The 19,195-nt window shown below is 62.9% G+C and carries 16 protein-coding genes; 6 read left to right on the top strand and 10 right to left on the bottom strand.

Translation table 11 applies throughout. The features are described from left to right. Window position 1 precedes the first annotated feature (1 nt). A complete protein-coding gene (locus ACR0LD_RS01650) occupies window positions 2–2,203 on the top strand; it encodes a 3-hydroxyacyl-CoA dehydrogenase NAD-binding domain-containing protein (protein WP_480635440.1) in 2,202 nt (733 codons plus the stop codon). Between the two features lie 55 nt (window positions 2,204–2,258). On the opposite strand, the gene ACR0LD_RS01645 is transcribed toward ACR0LD_RS01650, so the two are convergent. From ACR0LD_RS01645 to ACR0LD_RS01635, 3 genes are all read right to left on the bottom strand, one after another. Beyond that, the gene (locus tag ACR0LD_RS01645; protein WP_480635439.1) at window positions 2,259–3,023 is read right to left on the bottom strand and encodes a Hint domain-containing protein; all 765 of its coding nucleotides are present in this window, start codon (window positions 3,021–3,023) and stop codon (window positions 2,259–2,261) included. Between the two features lie 186 nt (window positions 3,024–3,209). Next, entirely contained in the window at window positions 3,210–3,857 is a 648-nt protein-coding gene (locus ACR0LD_RS01640; protein ID WP_170358384.1) for a sulfotransferase family 2 domain-containing protein, read from the bottom strand. Then, window positions 3,854–4,789, bottom strand: coding sequence for a DMT family transporter (locus ACR0LD_RS01635; protein ID WP_170337656.1), 936 nt, complete (start codon window positions 4,787–4,789; stop codon window positions 3,854–3,856). Before ACR0LD_RS01635 ends, ACR0LD_RS01640 begins: the two co-directional genes overlap by 4 nt. 145 nt (window positions 4,790–4,934) lie before the next feature. Between ACR0LD_RS01635 and ACR0LD_RS01630 the strand changes: the two genes are divergently transcribed. Next, a complete protein-coding gene (locus tag ACR0LD_RS01630) occupies window positions 4,935–5,948 on the top strand; it encodes a hypothetical protein (RefSeq protein WP_480635436.1) in 1,014 nt (337 codons plus the stop codon). 6 nt (window positions 5,949–5,954) lie between these two features. Here ACR0LD_RS01630 and upp read toward each other — a convergent pair whose 3' ends face one another. From upp to ACR0LD_RS01600, 6 genes are all read right to left on the bottom strand, one after another. Beyond that, a complete protein-coding gene (gene upp / locus ACR0LD_RS01625) occupies window positions 5,955–6,587 on the bottom strand; it encodes a uracil phosphoribosyltransferase (protein ID WP_093962638.1) in 633 nt (210 codons plus the stop codon). Further along, window positions 6,584–7,570, bottom strand: a complete 987-nt coding sequence (locus tag ACR0LD_RS01620; RefSeq protein WP_480635434.1) for an adenosine deaminase — start codon at window positions 7,568–7,570, stop codon at window positions 6,584–6,586. Before ACR0LD_RS01620 ends, upp begins: the two co-directional genes overlap by 4 nt. Further along, window positions 7,567–8,778, bottom strand: coding sequence for a phosphopentomutase (locus ACR0LD_RS01615; RefSeq protein ID WP_480635432.1), 1,212 nt, complete (start codon window positions 8,776–8,778; stop codon window positions 7,567–7,569). Before ACR0LD_RS01615 ends, ACR0LD_RS01620 begins: the two co-directional genes overlap by 4 nt. Further along, complete coding sequence (locus ACR0LD_RS01610; RefSeq protein ID WP_480635430.1) at window positions 8,775–10,082, bottom strand: thymidine phosphorylase; 1,308 nt, start codon at window positions 10,080–10,082, stop codon at window positions 8,775–8,777. The genes ACR0LD_RS01615 and ACR0LD_RS01610 overlap by 4 nt, the downstream gene beginning before the upstream one ends. Window positions 10,083–10,093: 11 nt before the next feature. Beyond that, window positions 10,094–10,477: a cytidine deaminase gene (locus tag ACR0LD_RS01605; protein ID WP_170363036.1), complete on the bottom strand. Its 384-nt coding sequence runs from the start codon at window positions 10,475–10,477 to the stop codon at window positions 10,094–10,096. Between the two features lie 106 nt (window positions 10,478–10,583). After that, window positions 10,584–11,669, bottom strand: coding sequence for a cupin domain-containing protein (locus ACR0LD_RS01600; RefSeq protein ID WP_480635428.1), 1,086 nt, complete (start codon window positions 11,667–11,669; stop codon window positions 10,584–10,586). Window positions 11,670–11,812: 143 nt separating this feature from the next. Between ACR0LD_RS01600 and ACR0LD_RS01595 the strand changes: the two genes are divergently transcribed. From ACR0LD_RS01595 to ACR0LD_RS01580, 4 genes are all read left to right on the top strand, one after another. Next, window positions 11,813–14,086, top strand: coding sequence for an NADP-dependent malic enzyme (locus ACR0LD_RS01595; protein WP_170435155.1), 2,274 nt, complete (start codon window positions 11,813–11,815; stop codon window positions 14,084–14,086). Between the two features lie 46 nt (window positions 14,087–14,132). Beyond that, complete coding sequence (locus ACR0LD_RS01590) at window positions 14,133–14,522, top strand: GFA family protein (protein WP_170366572.1); 390 nt, start codon at window positions 14,133–14,135, stop codon at window positions 14,520–14,522. Between the two features lie 228 nt (window positions 14,523–14,750). After that, window positions 14,751–16,640, top strand: coding sequence for a propionate-CoA ligase PrpE (prpE, locus tag ACR0LD_RS01585; protein WP_480635425.1), 1,890 nt, complete (start codon window positions 14,751–14,753; stop codon window positions 16,638–16,640). A gap of 90 nt (window positions 16,641–16,730) precedes the next feature. Then, window positions 16,731–18,170: an amidase family protein gene (locus ACR0LD_RS01580; RefSeq protein ID WP_480635423.1), complete on the top strand. Its 1,440-nt coding sequence runs from the start codon at window positions 16,731–16,733 to the stop codon at window positions 18,168–18,170. Window positions 18,171–18,432: 262 nt separating this feature from the next. On the opposite strand, the gene ACR0LD_RS01575 is transcribed toward ACR0LD_RS01580, so the two are convergent. Further along, window positions 18,433–19,194 carry an NAD kinase gene (locus ACR0LD_RS01575; RefSeq protein ID WP_170337641.1) on the bottom strand — a complete coding sequence of 254 codons (762 nt, stop codon included), beginning with the start codon at window positions 19,192–19,194 and terminating at the stop codon, window positions 18,433–18,435. Between the last annotated feature and the right edge of the window lies 1 nt (window position 19,195).

The following is a 19,195-nucleotide window of genomic DNA, read 5'->3' as shown; positions in this document are numbered from 1 at the left end:
AATGGCTGATTTTACACTGACCAAAGACGCCGACGGCGTTGGCATCATCACCTGGGACGTCCCCGGCAAGACCATGAACGTGATGTCGTTCGACGGCCTGTCCGAACTGAACGACTGCATTGATCAGGCCCTGGCCGATAACGAGATCAAGGGCATCGTGATCACCAGCGGCAAGGAAGGATCCTTTGCCGGCGGCATGGACCTGAATCTGCTGGCGGTCATGAAGGAACAGGCGGGCGACGACCCGGCCAAGGGCCTTTTCGAAGGCACGATGAAAATGCACGCTCTGCTTCGCAAGATCGAGCTGGCCGGCATGGACCCCAAGACCAAGAAAGGTGGCAAACCGATCGCGGCCGCCCTGCCCGGCACCGCCGCCGGCATCGGCATGGAGCTGCCGCTGGCGACCCATCGCATTTTTGCCGCCGAGAACCCCAAGGCCAAATACGGCCTGCCGGAAATCATGGTCGGCATCTTCCCCGGCGCGGGCGGCACCACCCGGATGGTCCGCAAGGTGGGCGCCATCGCGGCGGCTCCGCTGCTGCTGGAAGGCAAGATGCTGGACGTGAAAAAGGCCAAGGGCGCAGGCTACATCGACGAGATCGCAGCCGATCCGCTGGCCGCAGCCAAGGAATGGGTGCTGAACGCCAAGGATGCCGATCTGGTCAAGCCGTGGGATGCCAAGGGCTACAAGATGCCCGGCGGTGCGCCCTATCACCCGGCGGGCTTCATGAACTTCGTGGGTGCCTCGGCCATGGTAAACGGCAAGACCCAAGGCGCCTTCCCGGCGGCCAAGGCCCTGCTGAGCGCGGTCTATGAGGGCGCACTGGTCGATTTCGACACCGCGCTGAAGATCGAGGCGCGCTGGTTCACCTCGGTGCTGATGAACCCGTCCTCGGGCGCGATGATCCGTTCGCTGTTCCTGAACAAGGAAGCGCTGGAAAAAGGCGCCGTTCGTCCGCAAGGCATTCCGGATCAGTCGGTCAAGAAAATCGGCGTACTGGGTGCGGGCATGATGGGCGCGGGCATCTCGTTAGTCTCGGCGCAGGCCGGGATGGAGGTCGTGCTGATCGACCGCGATCAGGCCGCCGCGGACAAGGGCAAGGCCTATACCGAAGCCTATCTGGACAAGGGCATGAAGCGTGGCAAGGTCACGGCCGAGAAGAAAGAGGCCATGCTGGCCCGCATCACTGCCACGCCGGACCTCGAAAAGCTGGCGGGCTGCGATCTGATCATCGAAGCCGTGTTCGAGGATCCCAAGGTCAAGGCCGAGATGACCCAGAAGGTCGAGGCGATCATCCCCGAGGACTGCATCTTTGCCTCGAACACCTCGACCCTGCCGATCACCGAACTGGCCAAGGCCAGCAAGCGGCCCGATCAGTTCATCGGCATCCACTTCTTCTCGCCGGTCGAGAAGATGTTCCTGGTCGAGATCATCAAGGGCAAGGAAACCGGTGACCGGGCCGTGGCCAAGGCGCTGGACTATGTCCGCCAGATCCGCAAGACGCCGATCGTGGTCAATGACGCGCGGTTCTTCTACTGCAACCGCTGCATCATCCCCTACATCAACGAAGGGGCGCGGATGATCACCGAAGGCGTCAGCCCGGTTCTGGTCGACAATGCCGCCCGTCAACTGGGCTTCCCGGTTGGTCCGGTTCAGTTGACCGACGAAACTTCGATCGACTTGGGTGCCAAGATCGCACGCGCGACCAAGGCGGCAATGGGCGACGCCTACCCGGAAAGCCCGGCGGACGATCTGATCTTCTGGATGGAAGAACAGGGTCGCCTGGGCCGCAAGTCCAGGGCCGGGTTCTTCGATTATGACGAAAACGGCAAGCGCATCGGCTACTGGAAAGGTCTGCAGGACAAGTATCCGCTGGCCGAGCAGCAGCCCGACTTGATCGAGGTGCAGGAGCGCCTGATGTTCGCACAGGTTCTTGAAGCCGTGCGCGCGCTCGAAGAAGGTGTTCTGGAAGACATCCGCGAAGGCGATGTCGGCGCCATCCTGGCCTGGGGCTTTGCGCCCTGGTCGGGTGGTCCGTTCAGCTGGCTTGATATCATCGGTGCGCCCTACGCGGCCGAGCGTTGTGACCAGTTGTCGGAGAAATACGGTGACCGCTTCGCCTGCCCGCCGCTGCTGCGCGAGATGGCCGAAAAAGGTCAGACCTTCTACGGCCGCTTCGACCCCGAAGCCAAGGCTGCCTGAACAAGTGATGCTGGCGCATGATCCCATGCGCCAGCATCTTTCTTAGAGTGTTTGGTCAGGTCTGCCATTCAGGCCGCAGAAACAAGGCCGGCACGTTGGGCCGCCCCGGACGTCCCGGACGCCGCACCCCCGATGGGGGACGTATCGGAAAGATCGGTTCCTGCGGGATGGGTGCAGGCAGTGCACCCAACGGGTTTGCAAGGGCCGACAGTCCGCCGGCCTCTGCGATAGATGTGACGAGGCTCCGCGCCTCGGATTCTTCCAGCACCGCGTAGGATCGTCGGGACGGGCCAGACAGCGAACGGATGCGGCACGAGGAACAGAAGGCTTGAAAGCCACCCTCGATGAAGACCACTTCGTCCTGCTCAAAAAACAGCGATGTGACCTGGAATTCCTCTGCCGGTGTCCGAGAGGAAAAGCTGAAGTGCCCGCTCAGCAGACGCGCCGGAATGATCGCCAGCCCCTCGTCTATGTTGAAATCAGAAGACAAGGCTACGGCCATTCCCTGCTCGGGCATCAGCCAGACCGCACGACCGTTATATGCCGCGCGGGACGGCACGCGCACTGGCAAAAAGTCAGGTCGAACCTCGCCAGCCGGTACGGCTATTCTGTCGTGGGACACGCGTTTCACTTCCTGAAACCCGTTGTCCATCGTTCTGACCAGATCGCCGGCAACCAATGCCTCGGCCAGTTTCCAGCCACTGGTGGTGGCAACCTTCGTCCCGTGCAGCAATCCGCCACGCCTGACCGAAACGGCGTCACCCGGTACGGTCTGGATATTATTTTCGGAAAACCCCGAAACACTCACTACTTCCAACACGTGCCTACCCCCTTTTGGCACTTTCAAACTATCCCATTGTGCTAGCACGAAGTTTTCGGGAGTGACTTAGTTTTGCCATATTTAGGGCCAATTTGGGCCTTTTTCGCCCCATTAGTCGCGTTTTTTTATAAACAAAAGCCTGTATTTGTCAGCGTTTCGCGCAATTCGGGAAATAATCGACCAGCCTTATTCGAACCGATATTCGAATCTCTCTATGTCTTCGCGACAGGCGTCAAACACAGCCTTTTTTGCCTGGACCGAGTAGTAGTTGGCGTATTCCGCCCCCCGGGCTGACCGGTTTTCATGCGGAAGGTCCAGACGAAACCCCAGATGATCGAACAGTGGGGCCGCATCCCGCTGAAAGCTTTCGATCCGAATGTATGCGCGACAAAGATCGGTTCCGGTGGCGTCTCTGACATAGGATGGGAACGGGTTTTCCCGAAAGGACTGCTGGATTTTAGGGTGCAGAACAAAGGCCTCAAAATCCAGCCGCCCGGCCAGATGGACTGCTGGGTGATCAAAGGACTGATCCCTCAGCCAGTAGTAATAGCTGACCATCCGGTCCCACGGGTTGCGGATCAGCGTGAACACGAACATCTCTTGCATCTGCTGGTCGGGCAAAAGCCCCCGCAAATCGGTCAGACGGGAGTGTTTCCACAGCCTTCCCGCCGTCTTCAGTGACCTGTTGCGTTTGTTTCTGCGCTGCGCCTTGGGGGTGTCGCCCACCAGGATATCGTCCTTCATGGCCCGCTGCTCGAGCGCCAGCGCCAGCGATGTTCCCCCGGTCTTGGGAATATGTATGAAGATGTAGGTCCGCCCTGTTGATAGAATCATTGCGCCGGTTCCCGTTGGGGAACCACGCTCGCCCGCCACGCCAGCACTGCGCCGGCCGCGGCGATCAGGGCGATGCCCGCAATCTGCAGCGGTCCGATCCCCTGCCCCATCACCACCCAGGCAAAAACCGGCCCGAAGATCATGACCGAATACTCGAACACCGCGACATATGACGGCTCGCCCAGTTGGTAGGCCTTGATCAGCATGAATACCGCAGCCGTGGACCCAACCGCCTGCAATGCGACCCACGGCAGAGCGGCCTCCATCGGCCAGACCCAGCCCCGGGTCACAAAACCGGCCGGGCCGTCAGACTCCACAACCGGCAAAACCGAAAACACGGCGAGGCCAAGAGCGCCGGCCAGCCCAAGCGTGACAATCATCGCAGCCAGCAAGGCGACGGTGCTTTCGTTTGCACAATGCGTTCGGGTCAGGATCGCACTGAGCGCATAGAAAAAGCCGCCTGCCACCGGCAATAGGCTGGTCGCATCAAAGGCATTGGGGTCAGGCTGCAAAACACAGAGGATTCCGACAAACCCCATAAGCACAGCCAAGACCCGCCAGGGGCCGATCTTCTGGTCCAGCAACAGCGCGGAAATCAACAGAACGAAAATCGGTGATGTGAACAGCCCCGCAAGGGCCTGAGCAATTGGCATCAAAGCCAGTGAGCTGAAATAGAACAACATCGCCAGGGTGATCAGAACACTGCGCAGCAGGACCGCCCAAAACCTCTGAGGTCGCAGCCCTCCAAACCCAAGAAACGACAGTCCAACGATAAGAGGCAGCATCATCACGGCCCGGCTTAGGTGGAATTGCCACAGACCGATCGTTTCTGCCAACCGAATGACGAAATTGTCCACGACGCCGATGATTGCCATGGCCGAGACCATCAGAACCGATGCAAGAACCGGTGAAGAAGGATGTGCTGTCTGCATGTGGCCTTGGCCTCCGGGCCCTTTGGCCGAAACTACGCGTCCCGGTTATCGAGCACATTTCCAAATCACCACGCAACAGGTTTGCGCGGATTAATCTCTCCGTGCTAGGAATCGACAAAAGAAAAAACGAGCAGACCTCATCGAAATGACGGCACTGAAACAATACCAGCGGATCGAGGCTACCGGTCTGTGGCGCCCGTCGCCCGACGAGCAGCGGCGCGAAGTGGTTGTTTCGATCGGCGAGGCAACGTTGACCATCACCGATTTCAACGATCGCGCGCTGACGCACTGGTCGCTTGCCGCACTTGAAAGGCAGAACCCGGGCAAGTTCCCCGCAATATTCAATCCAGACGGCGACCCGGATGAGACACTGGAGCTGGAGCAGTCCGAAACCACCATGATCGAGGCAATCGACCGCTTGCAACGCGCCATCGAACGGGCGCGCCCGCATCCCGGACGCCTGCGGTGGGCCAGCGTCGGCGGCGTGGTTGCGGCTGTCGCGGCGGTCTTGCTGTTCTGGCTGCCCGGCGCCCTGCAAAGCCATGTCGAAAAGGTCGTGCCCGAGATCAAACGGCAGGACATCGGGAACACGATTCTGCAACGGATCGAACGGGTTTCGGGCCGGGCCTGCGCCTCGGCGGACGCGCAGCCGGCGCTGCAGAAGCTGGCCCAGAGAACAGGTGTGCGACAGATCGTTGTGTTGCCGGCCGGGGTGCGGGAAAGCCTGTCACTTCCCGGAGGGATCGTGCTGCTGAACCGAGCGCTGGTTGAAGACAGTGAAGATCCCGCGGTTGCCGCCGGTTACGTGATAGCTGAACGCACGCGGGCCAGGCTGCATGATCCGTTGGACGATCTCCTGGACAAAACTGGGCCCACTGCAGCGTTTCGCCTGCTGACGACGGGCGAACTGACACCCCAGATCGTGGACACCTATACCGAACAGGTTCTGGCCGAACCCCGCCCCGCAGTTCCGGAAGACGACTTGCTGGAGGCGTTTGCGTCCGCCTATTTGCCCTCAACCCCATATGCCTATGCGGTTGACATAACCGGCGAAACGGTTCTGGGTTTGATCGAGGCCGACCCGATGGCGGGTCAGCCTTTGGATCAGGTTATGCCCGACCGGGACTGGGTACGGCTGCAGAACATCTGCAGCGACTAGGCGCGCCTATTTGGTGCCGAACATCCGGTCTCCGGCATCGCCCAGACCGGGCATGATGTAGCCTTTGGAATTCAGCTCGCGGTCTAGTGCGGCAGTCACGATCTTGACGTCGGGATGCGCTTCTTTCATGCGGGCCACGCCTTCGGGGGCGGCCAGCAGGCACAGGAACCGGATGTCGGTAGCACCGGCCTGTTTCAGAAGGTCGATCGCTGCGGCCGAGCTGTTGCCGGTGGCCAGCATCGGGTCAACCGCAATTACCAGCCGATCTTTAAGGCCTTCGGGGGCCTTGAAGTAGTACTGCACCGGCTGCAGCGTTTCTTCATCGCGATACAGGCCCACAAATCCGACCCGCGCCGAGGGCACCAGCTCCAGAACGCCGTCCAGCATCCCGTTGCCCGCGCGCAGGATCGACACCAGCGCCAGCTTCTTGCCCGCCAGGATCGGCGCGTCCATTTCCTCCATCGGGGTTTCGATATGGCGCGTGGTCAGGGGCATTTCGCGCGTGACTTCATAGGCCAGCAGCAGCGTGATCTCGCGCAGCAATTGCCGGAACGAGGCGGTCGAGGTGCCCTTGTCCCTCATGAGCGTCAGTTTGTGCTGAACCAGCGGGTGGTCGACGACGGTCAGATGTTCGCTCATGTGTTCTCCAGTCTTTTTCTAACCCTTGCGCGGGTCTCTTCATCGCAGAATGCGGCATTCAGGGCGGTGTCGTTCAGCGCGGCGAAATCCTCGGCGTCCCAGCCGAAGGCCTGGGCCAGCATGTCATATTCGCGGCGCAGGGTGGTATGAAAAAACGGCGGGTCATCGGTGGATACCGTGACCTTCACACCCGCCTCGCGCAGCCGCGCGATCGGGTGGGCGGCAAAATCAGGGTACAGGCCCAGCACCACGTTCGAGCCCGGGCAGAGCTCGAGCGTGACGCCCCGGTCGGCCAGTTCATGTACCAAATCGGGGTCTTCGATGGCACGAACCCCATGGCCCACACGTTCGACCCCCAGCGCGCGGACCGCATCGCGGACGCTTTCAGGGCCGCCGAATTCGCCGGCATGGGTAGTCAGGCGCAATCCGGCCTCGCGCGCGCAGTCGAAGGCCCATTTGAAATCGGCCTGCTGGCCCATGGCCTCGTTCCCGCCCATACCGAACCCGGTGATCCAGTCACCCGCGGTTTCGGCGGCGCAGCGCGCGCTGCGCTTGGCCTTGTCGGGTCCGAAATGGCGCACGCAGGTCACCACGCCGCGCAGGGTGATGTCGAACTTGTGCTCGGCCTCGTCAGCGGCGTCCTGAATGGCGGCCAGATATTCGCGCCAGGCATACAGATCGCCCCCGCCGCAGAAATCGGGGCTGAGGAAGGTTTCGGAATAGACCACCCCGTTCGCCGCGCTTTCTTCCAGGATCGCCAGCGTCAGGCGGCGGAAATCCTCGGGCGTTTTCAACACCTCGCAGGCGGCCTCGTAGACGCTGAGGAAATGCGCGAAATCGCGGAAGTCATAGCTGCCGTCGGGCTTGAAGATGCCGCTCAGGTCAACCTTCTTTTCATGCGCCAGCTGGCGGATGAAGGCGGGCGGGGCCGCGCCTTCGTGATGCAGGTGCAGTTCGATCTTGGGCAGGTCTGAGACGGTCATAGAAAGGTCCTTCCCGGCCCTTGCGCCGGAATGTTCAGGTGCTGTGCGATGCTGGCGGCCACGTCGGCGAAATTGACCTGCCCGATCCGACCGCCCCCAAGGCCGGCGATCAGCACCGGCACCTGCTCGCGCGTGTGGTCGGTGCCGACCCAGCTGGGGTCGTTGCCGTGATCGGCGGTCAGAAGAAACAGGTCGCCCGGACGCAGCCGGGGCAGGATACGGCCGATCTCGGTGTCGAACCACTCCAGCGCGCGGGCATAGCCCGAGATGTCGCGCCGGTGGCCGTACTGGCTGTCAAACTCGACGAAATTTGCGAATGTCAAGCTGCCGTCCTCGGCGCTGTCCACAAGGCGCGAGAGGTGACCCATCAGTTCGGCGTCCGAGCCCTTGTCCAGCGTGTCGATCCCCTGCATCGAGAAGATGTCGCCGATCTTGCCCACGCCATGCACCTTGCGTCCGGCATCCTGCGCCCAGTTGGTCAGCACCGGTGCGGGCGGCGTGATGGCAAAATCCTTGCGGTTGGTGGTGCGGACAAACCCCTGTTCGGGCGATCCCACGAAGGGGCGGGCGATCACCCGGCCCACCTTCATCTTGTGCAGAATGGGGGCGAGGGTCCGGCACATCTGGTACAGGCGCTCCAAACCGAAAGTCTCCTCATGCGCAGCAATCTGGAACACACTGTCGGCCGAGGTATAGCAGATCGGCCAGCCGGTGCGCATGTGTTCCGCGCCCAGTTCGGCGATGATCGTGGTGCCCGAGGCATGGCAATTGCCCAGAATGCCCTCGGTTCCGGCGGCCTGTGCGGCGGCGCGGGTCAGATCCTTAGGGAACGCGGGAACCGCGTCGGGGAAATAGTGCCAGTCCCACGGCACCGGCAGCCCGGCCAGTTCCCAATGGCCCGAAGGTGTGTCCTTGCCGGGCGAATGCTCGCGCGCGCAGCCCCACAGGCCGGTCGGGTCGGCCTCCAACCCCGGCGCATCCGCGCCCGAAGCCAGTCGCACCGCCGCCCCAAGCCCCAGCGCATCGAGGTTGGGCAGGCGCAACGGCCCGGACCGGCCATCCTCGGCCCGCCCTTCGGCGCAGGCCTGCGAGATATGGGCCACCGTATTGGCGCCAGTGTCCGGCACGTCGCCATTGAAGAACCGGTCGGCATCCGGCGCGCCGCCGATGCCCACCGAATCCATCACCACAAGGAACGCGCGCCTCATGCAAGGATCCTTTCCTGTACGAGCTCCGGCACCGGAACGGCCGCCGGGCCGATGGTGATTGCGGCGCGCACGGTTTGCGCGGCCCGCTGTGCGGCATCCTCGCGCGCGGCATGGACCACGGCCAGCGGCGTTCCGGCCGAGACCTTGTCGCCCAGCCGCACCAGCGCCGACAGGCCCACCGCCGGGTCGATCACGTCGCTTTCCACCTGCCGGCCACCGCCCAACGCCACGACCGCAAGGCCCAGCGCCTCGCCATCCATCGCGGTGACATAGCCTTCGTCCTGCGCCGTCACCTCGAGGATCACGCTGGCCTCGGGCAGATAGCGCGTCCAGTCCTCGACCAGGCCCAGCGGTCCGCCCACCGCGGCCATCATCCGGCCGAACCGCTCGGCTACGCGGCCATCGCGGATTACCTCGGCGATCATGTCCCGCCCCGTCTGCACGTCGCCGACCATACCAGCGTCAGACAACAGAACACCGCCCAGCTCGACCGAAATCTCGGCCAGAGGCGAGGGCTCCCCACCGGTCAGCACCTTCATCACTTCGGCGATTTCCAGGGCGTTGCCCAGCGCGGGCGCCAGCGGCTGATTCATGTCGGTGATCAGGGCCGAGGTCCGGCACCCTGCCGCATTGGCCGTTTCGGTCAGGGCCTGCGCCAGCTTGCGCGCCTCGTCCAGCGTTTTCATGAACGCCCCGCTGCCCACCTTGACGTCCAGCACCAGCGCATCCGGGCTGGCCGCCAGTTTCTTGGACAGGATAGAGGCGGTGATCAGATCGAGGCTTTCGACCGTGGCGGTCACGTCGCGGATCGCATAGAGCCGTTTGTCCGCCGGGGCGATGTGGGCGGTCGCGCCGACGATGGCGGCACCGGTCTCGGCCAAAATCTGGGCCAACCGGTCCTGGCTGATCTGGGTCGATACGCCGGGAATCGCCTCGAGCTTGTCGAGCGTCCCGCCGGTATGGCCCAGACCGCGGCCCGAGATCATCGGCACATAGGCCCCGCATTCCGCCAGCGCCGGAGCCAACACAAGGCTGACGCAATCCCCCACCCCGCCGGTCGAATGCTTGTCGATCACCGGGCCGCCCAGATCCCAGGTCAAAACCTCACCGCTGTCGCGCATGGCCAGCGTCAGCGCGGCGCGGCCTTCGGGACCCAGCCCGCCCATGCAGACGGCCATGGCAAAGGCTCCGGCCTGGGCGTCGCTGACGCTGCCATCGGCCAGACCTTGGGCGAACCACGCCAGTTCGCCGGAATCCGGCACCTCGCGGCGGCGCAGTTTCGCGATAATCGAACGGGCGTCCATGGGCGCGGCCCTTACATGAACGAGGCGTCGAAGGCGCCGGGCAGCAGCTCGCCGATGGTCGTGCGGGTCTCAATCCCGTCCACCGTCGCCATGGTGACCACCACGTCCTTGTCTCCGAACTCGGCCAGTTTCTGCCGGCACCCGCCGCAGGGCGGCACCGGTTGCGGGCTGGAGGCCACCACATAGACCTCGGCCAGCTTGTTTTCTCCGGCGGCGACCATCGCGGCGATCGCACCGGCCTCGGCGCAGGTTCCTTCGGGATAGGCCACGTTTTCCACGTTGCAGCCCGCGAACACTTCGCCCGACGGGGTGCGGAGCGCGGCGCCTACCTTGAAATTCGAATAGGGCGCATACGCGTTTTCACGCACCTTGAGGGCTGCTTCTTTCAACGACATGGCGATTCCCCGATTTTTGATCATCTGGTCAGAATGCCATACCCTACTGGAAATCCGCGGGGGAATTGAAGCCCCCTCTGCACGGGAATCTCGGCGCGCCCGCGCGTCAGCCCAGATCGGTCTTGAAATACCCCGGCAGCGTGACCTCGAGCAGTTCGACATCGTCGCTGGGGTCGGCCAGCCGCGTACGCATTCCCGGTGGGATGACAAAGGCATCGCCCTGCTCCAGGCGAAATGGATCACGGCCTTCACCTTCCAGGGTGACGGTCCCGTTCATCACGAAGGTAAAGTGGATATCGGCATCATGGCTGGCCCAGACCGGGTCGCCCTGCCCCCGGCGCACCACCTGAACGCCCGCCACGCCCTTGGTGTTTTCGGCAATCGTCGTGTCGCGGTATTGATAGCCCGGCAGGCGGAACGGCTGCCACGCTGCCCCTTCGGCCCGGTTGTAGACGAACCGCTGGCCCTGCCATTCCCGCTCGGGGCGGTAATGCGGCGTGGGCAGCTGCATTTCGTGGTCGATCTCGGTGACATGTTCGGCCGGAACGCCGATTTCGATCACCTGCACGTTGTCCGACGCCTCGAGCACGCGGTGCCGGATTTCGGGTGGCTGAATGAAACAGTCGCCAGCGGTCAGGCGCATCTTGTCCCCCTGATCCTCATAGACCACATCCACCCAGCCATGGATGCAGAAGATCAGCTGGAACCCGACCTTGTGGAAATGCACCATGTCCGGGACCGGGCCGCCGTCGGGAATGCGGATGTGGCTGGCGATGATCGACCCGCCCAGCCGGTCGGGCACCAGGTCGCGGTAATGCATGCCCGCGCGCCCGATGATCCAGGGCGCCTGATCCTTGAGCCTGCGGACGACGAAGGAATGAACCGTCTCGGGCATCACCAAGGGCGGGTTGCGCTCTTCGATCTCGATCCGGGTGCCGTTGGGGGCGACCAGGCTGCGCTGACCGCCGGCAAACCCGTCCGGATCATCGGTGAGAATGCGCAAGGTGCCCGGCGCCTCGGGCGCGTCCTTTTCCACCCGCAGGCGCAGTCCATGCCCGGAAAACACCGCGACCCGAGGGTCATCCGCCGGATAGATCATGTCCATCCGCATGCCCAGAACCTTGGTGTAGAACGGAATGTCGTTTCGCAGTTCTTGGGTCGGAATGCGGAATTCGGCTATGGTATCGGTCATGCTGGTCTCCTCTGCGCGGGACTGTGAGGGGCTGTTGGGGGATTTGCAAGTCGGGGTCGGATCCGCCGTCATGCGATTTCGAGGTTTCCCCTGCGTCAGAAATAGTTTAGCACTAAACTAAATTCCAAACGGGAAGTTTTGACATGTCCGACACACCCAGCCTGCGTCAGGCCGCACTTGATTACCACGCGCATCCGAAGCCTGGGAAACTGGAGATCAAGGCGACCAAACCCATGGCCAACGGGCGCGACCTTGCCCGCGCCTATTCGCCCGGCGTGGCCGAGGCCAGCCTTGAGATCAAGGCCGACCCGGCGACCGCCGAGATGTATACCGCGCGCGGCAATCTGGTGGCCGTGGTTTCGAATGGCACCGCGGTGCTGGGGCTGGGCAATATCGGCGCGCTGGCCTCTAAGCCGGTGATGGAGGGCAAGGCCGTCCTGTTCAAGAAATTCGCCGGCATCGACTGTTTCGACATCGAGTTGAACGAACCCGACCCCGAGAAGCTGGCCGATATCGTTTGCGCGCTGGAGCCGACCTTCGGCGCGATCAACCTCGAGGACATCAAGGCGCCCGACTGCTTTGTCGTCGAGAAACTGTGCCGCGAGCGGATGAACATTCCGGTCTTCCACGATGACCAACACGGCACCGCCATTGTGGTGGGGGCCGCTGCGCGCAACGCGCTGCACGTGGCCGGCAAGCAGTTCGAGGACATCAAGGTCGTGTCCACCGGCGGCGGTGCGGCAGGGATCGCCTGCCTGAACATGCTGGTCAAACTGGGCGTCAAGCGCGAGAACATCTGGCTGTGCGACATTCACGGGCTGGTCTATGAGGGTCGCGTCGAAGACATGAACCCGCACAAGGACCAATTCGCCCAGAAAACCGACCTGCGCACGCTGGATCAGGTGATCGACGGGGCCGACCTGTTTCTGGGCCTCAGCGGGCCGAACGTGCTCAAGCCCGAGATGGTCGCGCGCATGGCCAAACAGCCGATCATCTTTGCTCTTGCGAACCCGACCCCGGAGATCCTGCCCGACGCCGCGCGCGAAGTCGCCCCCGATGCCATCATCGCCACCGGGCGCAGCGACTTCCCGAACCAGGTGAACAACGTCCTTTGTTTCCCGTTCATCTTCCGCGGTGCGCTGGACGTGGGTGCGACCGAGATCAACGATGCCATGCAGATCGCCTGCGTTGAAGGCATCGCCGAAATGGCCCGCGCCACCACCAGCGCCGAGGCCGCAGCCGCCTACAAGGGCGAACAGCTGACCTTCGGCCCAGACTACCTGATCCCCAAGCCGTTCGACCCGCGACTGGTGGGTGTGGTGTCCTCGGCCGTGGCCCGCGCCGCGATGGAAAGCGGCGTGGCCAGGCGCCCCATCGAGGACATCGAAGCCTACAAGGAAAAGCTGAACCAGACGGTCTTCAAGTCCGCCCTACTGATGCGCCCCGTCTTCGAGGCCGCCGCCGCTGCCTCGCGCCGCATCGTCTTTGCCGAAGGCGAAGACGAACGCGTGCTGCGCGCCGCTCAGGCGATTCTTGAGGAAACCACCGAAACCCCGATCCTGATCGGCCGTCCCGAGGTGATCGAGGCACGCTGCGAACGACTGGGCCTGTCGGTCCGCCCCGGGCAGGACTTCCAGATCGTAAACCCGGAAAACGACCCGCGCTATTATGACTATTGGAACTCGTACCACCAAATCATGCAGCGTCGGGGGGTAACGCCCGATCTGGCCAAGGCGATCATGCGGACCAATTCCACCGCGATTGGCGCAATCATGGTGCACAGGGGTGAAGCCGACAGCATGATCTGTGGCACCTTTGGCGAGTATCGGTGGCACCTGAACTATGTTGAGCAGGTGCTGAATGACGGCGACCTGCGCCCCCATGGTGCATTGTCCCTCATGATCCTTGAAGACGGCCCGCTGTTCATCGCCGACACTCATGTCCGGCAATTGCCCAGCCCGGAAGAACTGGCTGAGATCACCGTGGGCGCCGCGCGCCATGTCCGGCGTTTCGGGCTGGCGCCAAAGATCGCGTTCTGCTCGCAATCGCAGTTCGGCAATCAGGCCGAGGGGTCCGGCAAACGCCTGCGCGAAGCGATTGCCATTTTGGACAGCAAGCCCCGAGATTTTATCTATGAAGGCGAAATGAACTTGGATGTGGCCCTCGACCCCGAACTGCGCGAGCGGATTTTCCCCAATTCGCGCCTGGAGGGGGCGGCCAACGTGCTGATCTTTGCCCATGCGGACGCGGCCAGCGGTGTGCGCAACATACTGAAGATGAAGGCCGACGGCATCGAGGTCGGCCCCATCCTGATGGGCATGGGCAACAAGGCGCATATCGTGACACCCTCGATCACGGCGCGCGGGCTGCTGAATATGGCGGCAATTGCTGGAACGCCTGTCGCGCATTACGGTTGACCGCGGCGGCCTGGCCGGTCTGGCCGCCCTGCCGAGGGAGGTCATCATGAAAGGTCACTGCCACTGTGGCGCCGTGCGATGGGCCAGCGATGCCGAGATCGCCTGGAGCTGTTACTGCCACTGCGCGGATTGCAGGCGCAATTGCGCCGCCCCAGTCACGGCGTTCATCGGGCTGCCGCACGGCTCGGTGACATGGTCAGGGGATGCGCCACGCGTGTACAACTCGTCTGAGGATGTTGAACGTTTGTTCTGCGGGACCTGCGGCACGCCGATGGCATATCGCAATGCCCGCGACCGGGTGAACATTCATCTCTACACCGCCACGTTGGACAACCCCGAGGATGCCGCGCCCCGGTTTCACGTTTATCACGCCGAGCATCTGCACTGGCTGAACATCGAGGACAGCCTGCCCCGATATGCCGGAACGGCGACCTGATCCGAATCTGACGAAGCCGCGTTTGCACCAGACGCTTCGCAGATTTGCAAGTTCTGCAAAAATTTCCTGCTCAGGCGCGAAAACAAGGATCATTTGCAAAACTTTGCAAGACAAATGGGGCAGTTCTGCAAATATTTCGCGATAAACTGACGCGCCGTCACGCGCGCCGCTTGCTCGGGTGAACCCAGCCGCCTAACACAAAGATGACAGTTTTCGGGAGGAGGACCCATGGCGTACCAGGACGTGTATGACAGCTGGAAAAATGACCCAGAGGCTTTCTGGATGGAAGCCGCCAAAGGCATCGACTGGATCCGACCACCATCGAAAGCACTGTTTGACGACAACGCTCCTCTGTACGAATGGTTCTGCGATGCCAAGGTGAACACCTGCTGGAACGCCGTGGACCGCCATGTGGAAAACGGCCGGGGCGAGCAGACCGCCATCATCTATGACAGCCCGATCACCCACACCAAGCGCGAGATCTCCTACATGGAACTGCGCAATCGCGTGGCGACCCTGGCCGGTGCGCTGCGGGCCAAGGGGATCGAAAAGGGCGACCGCGTCATCATCTACATGCCGATGATCCCCGAGGCGCTCGAGGCGATGCTGGCCTGCGCGCGGCTGGGTGCGGTGCATTCGGTGGTCTTTGGCGGGTTTGCCAGCAACGAGCTGGCCGTTCGGATCGACGACGCCAATCCCAAGGCGATCATCGCGGCGTCCTGCGGGCTGGAGCCCGGTCGCGTGGTGCATTACAAGCCTCTGCTGGACGGCGCCATCGACATGGCCAGCCACAAGCCCGAGTTCTGCGTGATCTTCCAGCGTGAACAGGAAGTGGCCAAGCTGGTCGAAGGGCGCGACTTCAACTGGCACGGCTTCCAGTACGGTGTCGAGCCGGCCGAGTGTGTGCCAGTCGCAGGCAATGATCCCGCCTATATCCTTTACACCTCGGGCACCACGGGTGCGCCCAAGGGTGTCGTGCGGCCGACGGCGGGCCATCTGGTGGCGCTGAACTGGACGATGAAGAACATCTACAACGTCGACCCCGGCGACGTGTTCTGGGCGGCCTCGGACGTGGGCTGGGTCGTGGGGCATTCCTACATCTGTTATGGCCCGCTGATCCACGGCAACACCACCATCGTGTTCGAGGGCAAACCCGTCGGCACACCCGATGCCGGCACCTTCTGGCGGGTGATTTCCGAGCACAAGGTCAAAAGCTTTTTCACCGCCCCAACGGCGATCCGCGCGGTCAAGCGCGAGGACCCCAAGGGCGAGATGCTGGCGAAATACGACCTGTCCTGCCTCAAGGCCCTGTTCCTGGCCGGTGAACGCGCCGACCCGGACACGATCACCTGGGCGCAGGAAGCGCTGAAGGTTCCGGTCGTCGACCACTGGTGGCAGACCGAAACCGGCTGGGCCATCGCCGGAAACCCGCTGGGGATCGAGGAACTACCGATCAAGCTGGGCTCGCCCGCCAAGCCGATGCCCGGCTATGACGTGCAGATCCTGGACGAAGGCGGCCACCCGATGAAACCGGGCGAGCTGGGCGCGATCGCGGTCAAGCTGCCGCTGCCGCCGGGCACGCTGCCAACCTTGTGGAATGCCGAGGCGCGGTTCAAGAAATCCTATCTCGAGCATTTCCCGGGCTATTATGAAACCGGCGATGCCGGGATGATCGACGAGGAAGGGTATCTGTATATCATGGCCCGCACCGATGACGTGATCAACGTGGCCGGCCACCGCCTGTCGACCGGCGCGATGGAGGAGGTTCTGGCCGCCCATCCCGACGTGGCCGAATGCGCGGTCATCGGCGTGTCGGATGATCTGAAGGGGCAGGCCCCGGTCGGTTTCCTGTGCCTGAACGCCGGATGCAATCGTGACCATGCCGAGATCGCGAAGGAGGTCGTGCAGATGGTGCGCGACAAGATCGGCCCCGTCGCCGCCTTCAAGACAGCCGTCGTGGTGGACCGCCTGCCCAAGACACGGTCGGGCAAGATCCTGCGCGGCACCATGGTGGCGATCGCAGATGGCAAGGACTACAAGATGCCCGCGACAATCGACGATCCGGCCATTCTGGACGAAATTACCGAAGCCCTGAAATCAATCGGTTACGCCCAGTAACCGGGCATCGGGCGGCCCCGGGCCGCCCGCCCTGCCCTGCGGGGTTGCAACCATTGGCAGACCGCCTACTGTGCCCTTGACGGAGGGCACATGGCAAATGACGACATCTGGCGCCTGAGCGCCACAAAACTCGCAAAACTGACCCGCTCCGGCGAATTGAGCGCGACCGAAGCCGTCCAAAGCGCAATCGACCGGATGCACGCGCTGAACCCGGCGCTGAATGCCGTCGTCGAAGACCTCAGCGCCGAGGCGCGGGAGCGCGCCCGCGCCCTCGATGCCCAGCGGGCCCGCGGCGAACCGACCGGCCCGCTGCACGGCGTTCCCGTCACGATCAAAGTCAATGTCGACCAGAAGGGCCATGCCACGACCAACGGTGTGACCGCTCTGAAAGACGTAATTGCCCCCGACGATGCGCCCGTCGTGTCGAACCTGCTGAAGGCTGGGGCGGTGGTGATTGGCCGGACCAACACGCCCGAGTTCTCATTCCGTGCCGACACCGACAACCCGCTTTATGGACGCACCCACAACCCTTGGGGCCGACATATTTCTCCCGGGGGCTCCTCGGGCGGGGCCGGTGTGGCGGTGATGACGGGCATGGGGGCGCTGGCGCATGGCAACGACATCGGCGGCAGCCTGCGGTTTCCGGCCGCGGCCCTTGGCGCGGTGACCGTGAAGCCGGGCTTGGGGCGCGTTCCAGCATGGAACCCCAGCCAAACCGCCGAACGTGGACTGCTTGCGCAATCCATGTCGGTGCAAGGCCTGATCACCCGCAGCGCGGCTGACCTGCACCTGGCCATGCCCAGCCTGATCGCGCCGGATCCGCGCGATCCGTTTCACGTTCCGCTGCCCTGGCGCGTGACCGAGCCTGACCAGCAGCCGCGGGCGGCTTTCACCAAGAACACTTTCGGTTACAATCTCCACCCCGAAGTCGACAAGGCGCTGGACGCGGCCCGTGATGCACTGGTTGATGCCGGGTACACCGTTGACGAGATCGACCCTCCGAACGTTTTTGAATGTGGACGGCTGGGTTATCGCGCATTGATGGGCGAGGTTCTGACCCTGATGAAAGCCGATGTCGAGGCGGCCGGGTCCGAGACAATCCAGCGCATCTTTGCCACTTACTTCCAGGAATTTCCCCCGATCACCGGCCCGGACCTGATCCGAGCACTGGCGCAGCGCAGCCACTATGCGCGGGAATGGTCCCTGTTCTTGGAGGACTACCCGCTGGTGCTGTCGCCTTTCCTGCCGCAGCCCTTTTTCAGACCCGACCGTGATACAGAAGGCTCGGAAGGCGTACACGAAGTGCTGGGCTGCGCGGTCTATTCCTATGCGATGAACTTTCTGGGCCTGCCCGCCGCCTGCGTTCCGGCGCGTTTGGCCGAATTGCCGAGTGGGCGCCAGCCAATCAACGTTCAGATCGCAGCGCAGCGCTGGCGCGAGGACCTGGCGTTGGACGCCGCCATCGCGATTGAAGCCCGGGTTGGTCGTATGGCTGATCACCTGTGGGCCGATCTGGCACGCACGGGCTGAAACACCAACCGCTTTCAACTGCCCAAAATAATTGACCCCGGGACTGAGAGCCCGGGGTCCACGTGCTAAAATATGCCCGGATTGTGATGACGAGCGTAGCACCACCCACCCTCGCCAGCGCGAAAACTGCGCAATCATCCGAAAACACCATTTGGTGGCCACTCACTCCCACCGCGGCGTGTTCTCCGGGCAAGATCAGCATAGCTGAGAGGTGGTCAGCTTCCTGTGAACTGCTTCACATAAGTCCGAGAATCTCGGGAATTTATGTAAATTGTTCAATCGTTAGACGCTCTTCCAGGCCATGCCCGGGGTCAAACAGGATCCTGTGACGGATCTTGGGTTCCGACCGAATCTCGACCCAATCGATATCCGGAAAGGATATGGAATCAGCGTCCGCCATCACCGGACGCTTGTCGGCCTCAAGCACGTCAAAGCGCACATGCGCCGTACTGGGCAGCAACGCACCGCGCCACCGCCGAGGACGAAAGGCCGCAATGGCCGTCAGCGCCAGAACATCCGACCCAATGGGCAGAATCGGGCCATGTGCCGAATAGTTGTAGGCGGTCGACCCGGCGGGCGTGGACAACAGCGCGCCATCACAGACCAGTTCGGCCAACCGCACGCGGCCATTCACGCTGATCTTCAGGCGCGCGGCTTGCGGACCGGCGCGCAGCAACGAAACCTCGTTAATCGCAAGGGCTTCGTGCACCTGTCCCGATTGGTCCATGGCCTTCATCGTCAAGGGGTTGATGACTTCTTCTTCGGCGGCTCTCAGACGCTCCATCAGATCGGCTTCGTGGAACTCGTTCATCAGAAACCCGATGGTCCCGCGATTCATGCCGTAGACCGGCACATCCAGATGCTGCGTGTTGTGCAGCGTCCGCAACATGAACCCGTCGCCGCCCAGCGCCACGATGACATCCGCATCTCGGGGGGCCGCATTGCCATAGCGTGCCACCAGTTTGTTGCGGGCCGACTGCGCGACATCCACGTCGCTGGCGAGAAAAGCGATTCTCTTGGTCATG

The organism is Ruegeria sp. BF8 (assembly GCF_056538625.1).
This window is presented reverse-complemented; position numbering and strand designations above follow the sequence as displayed.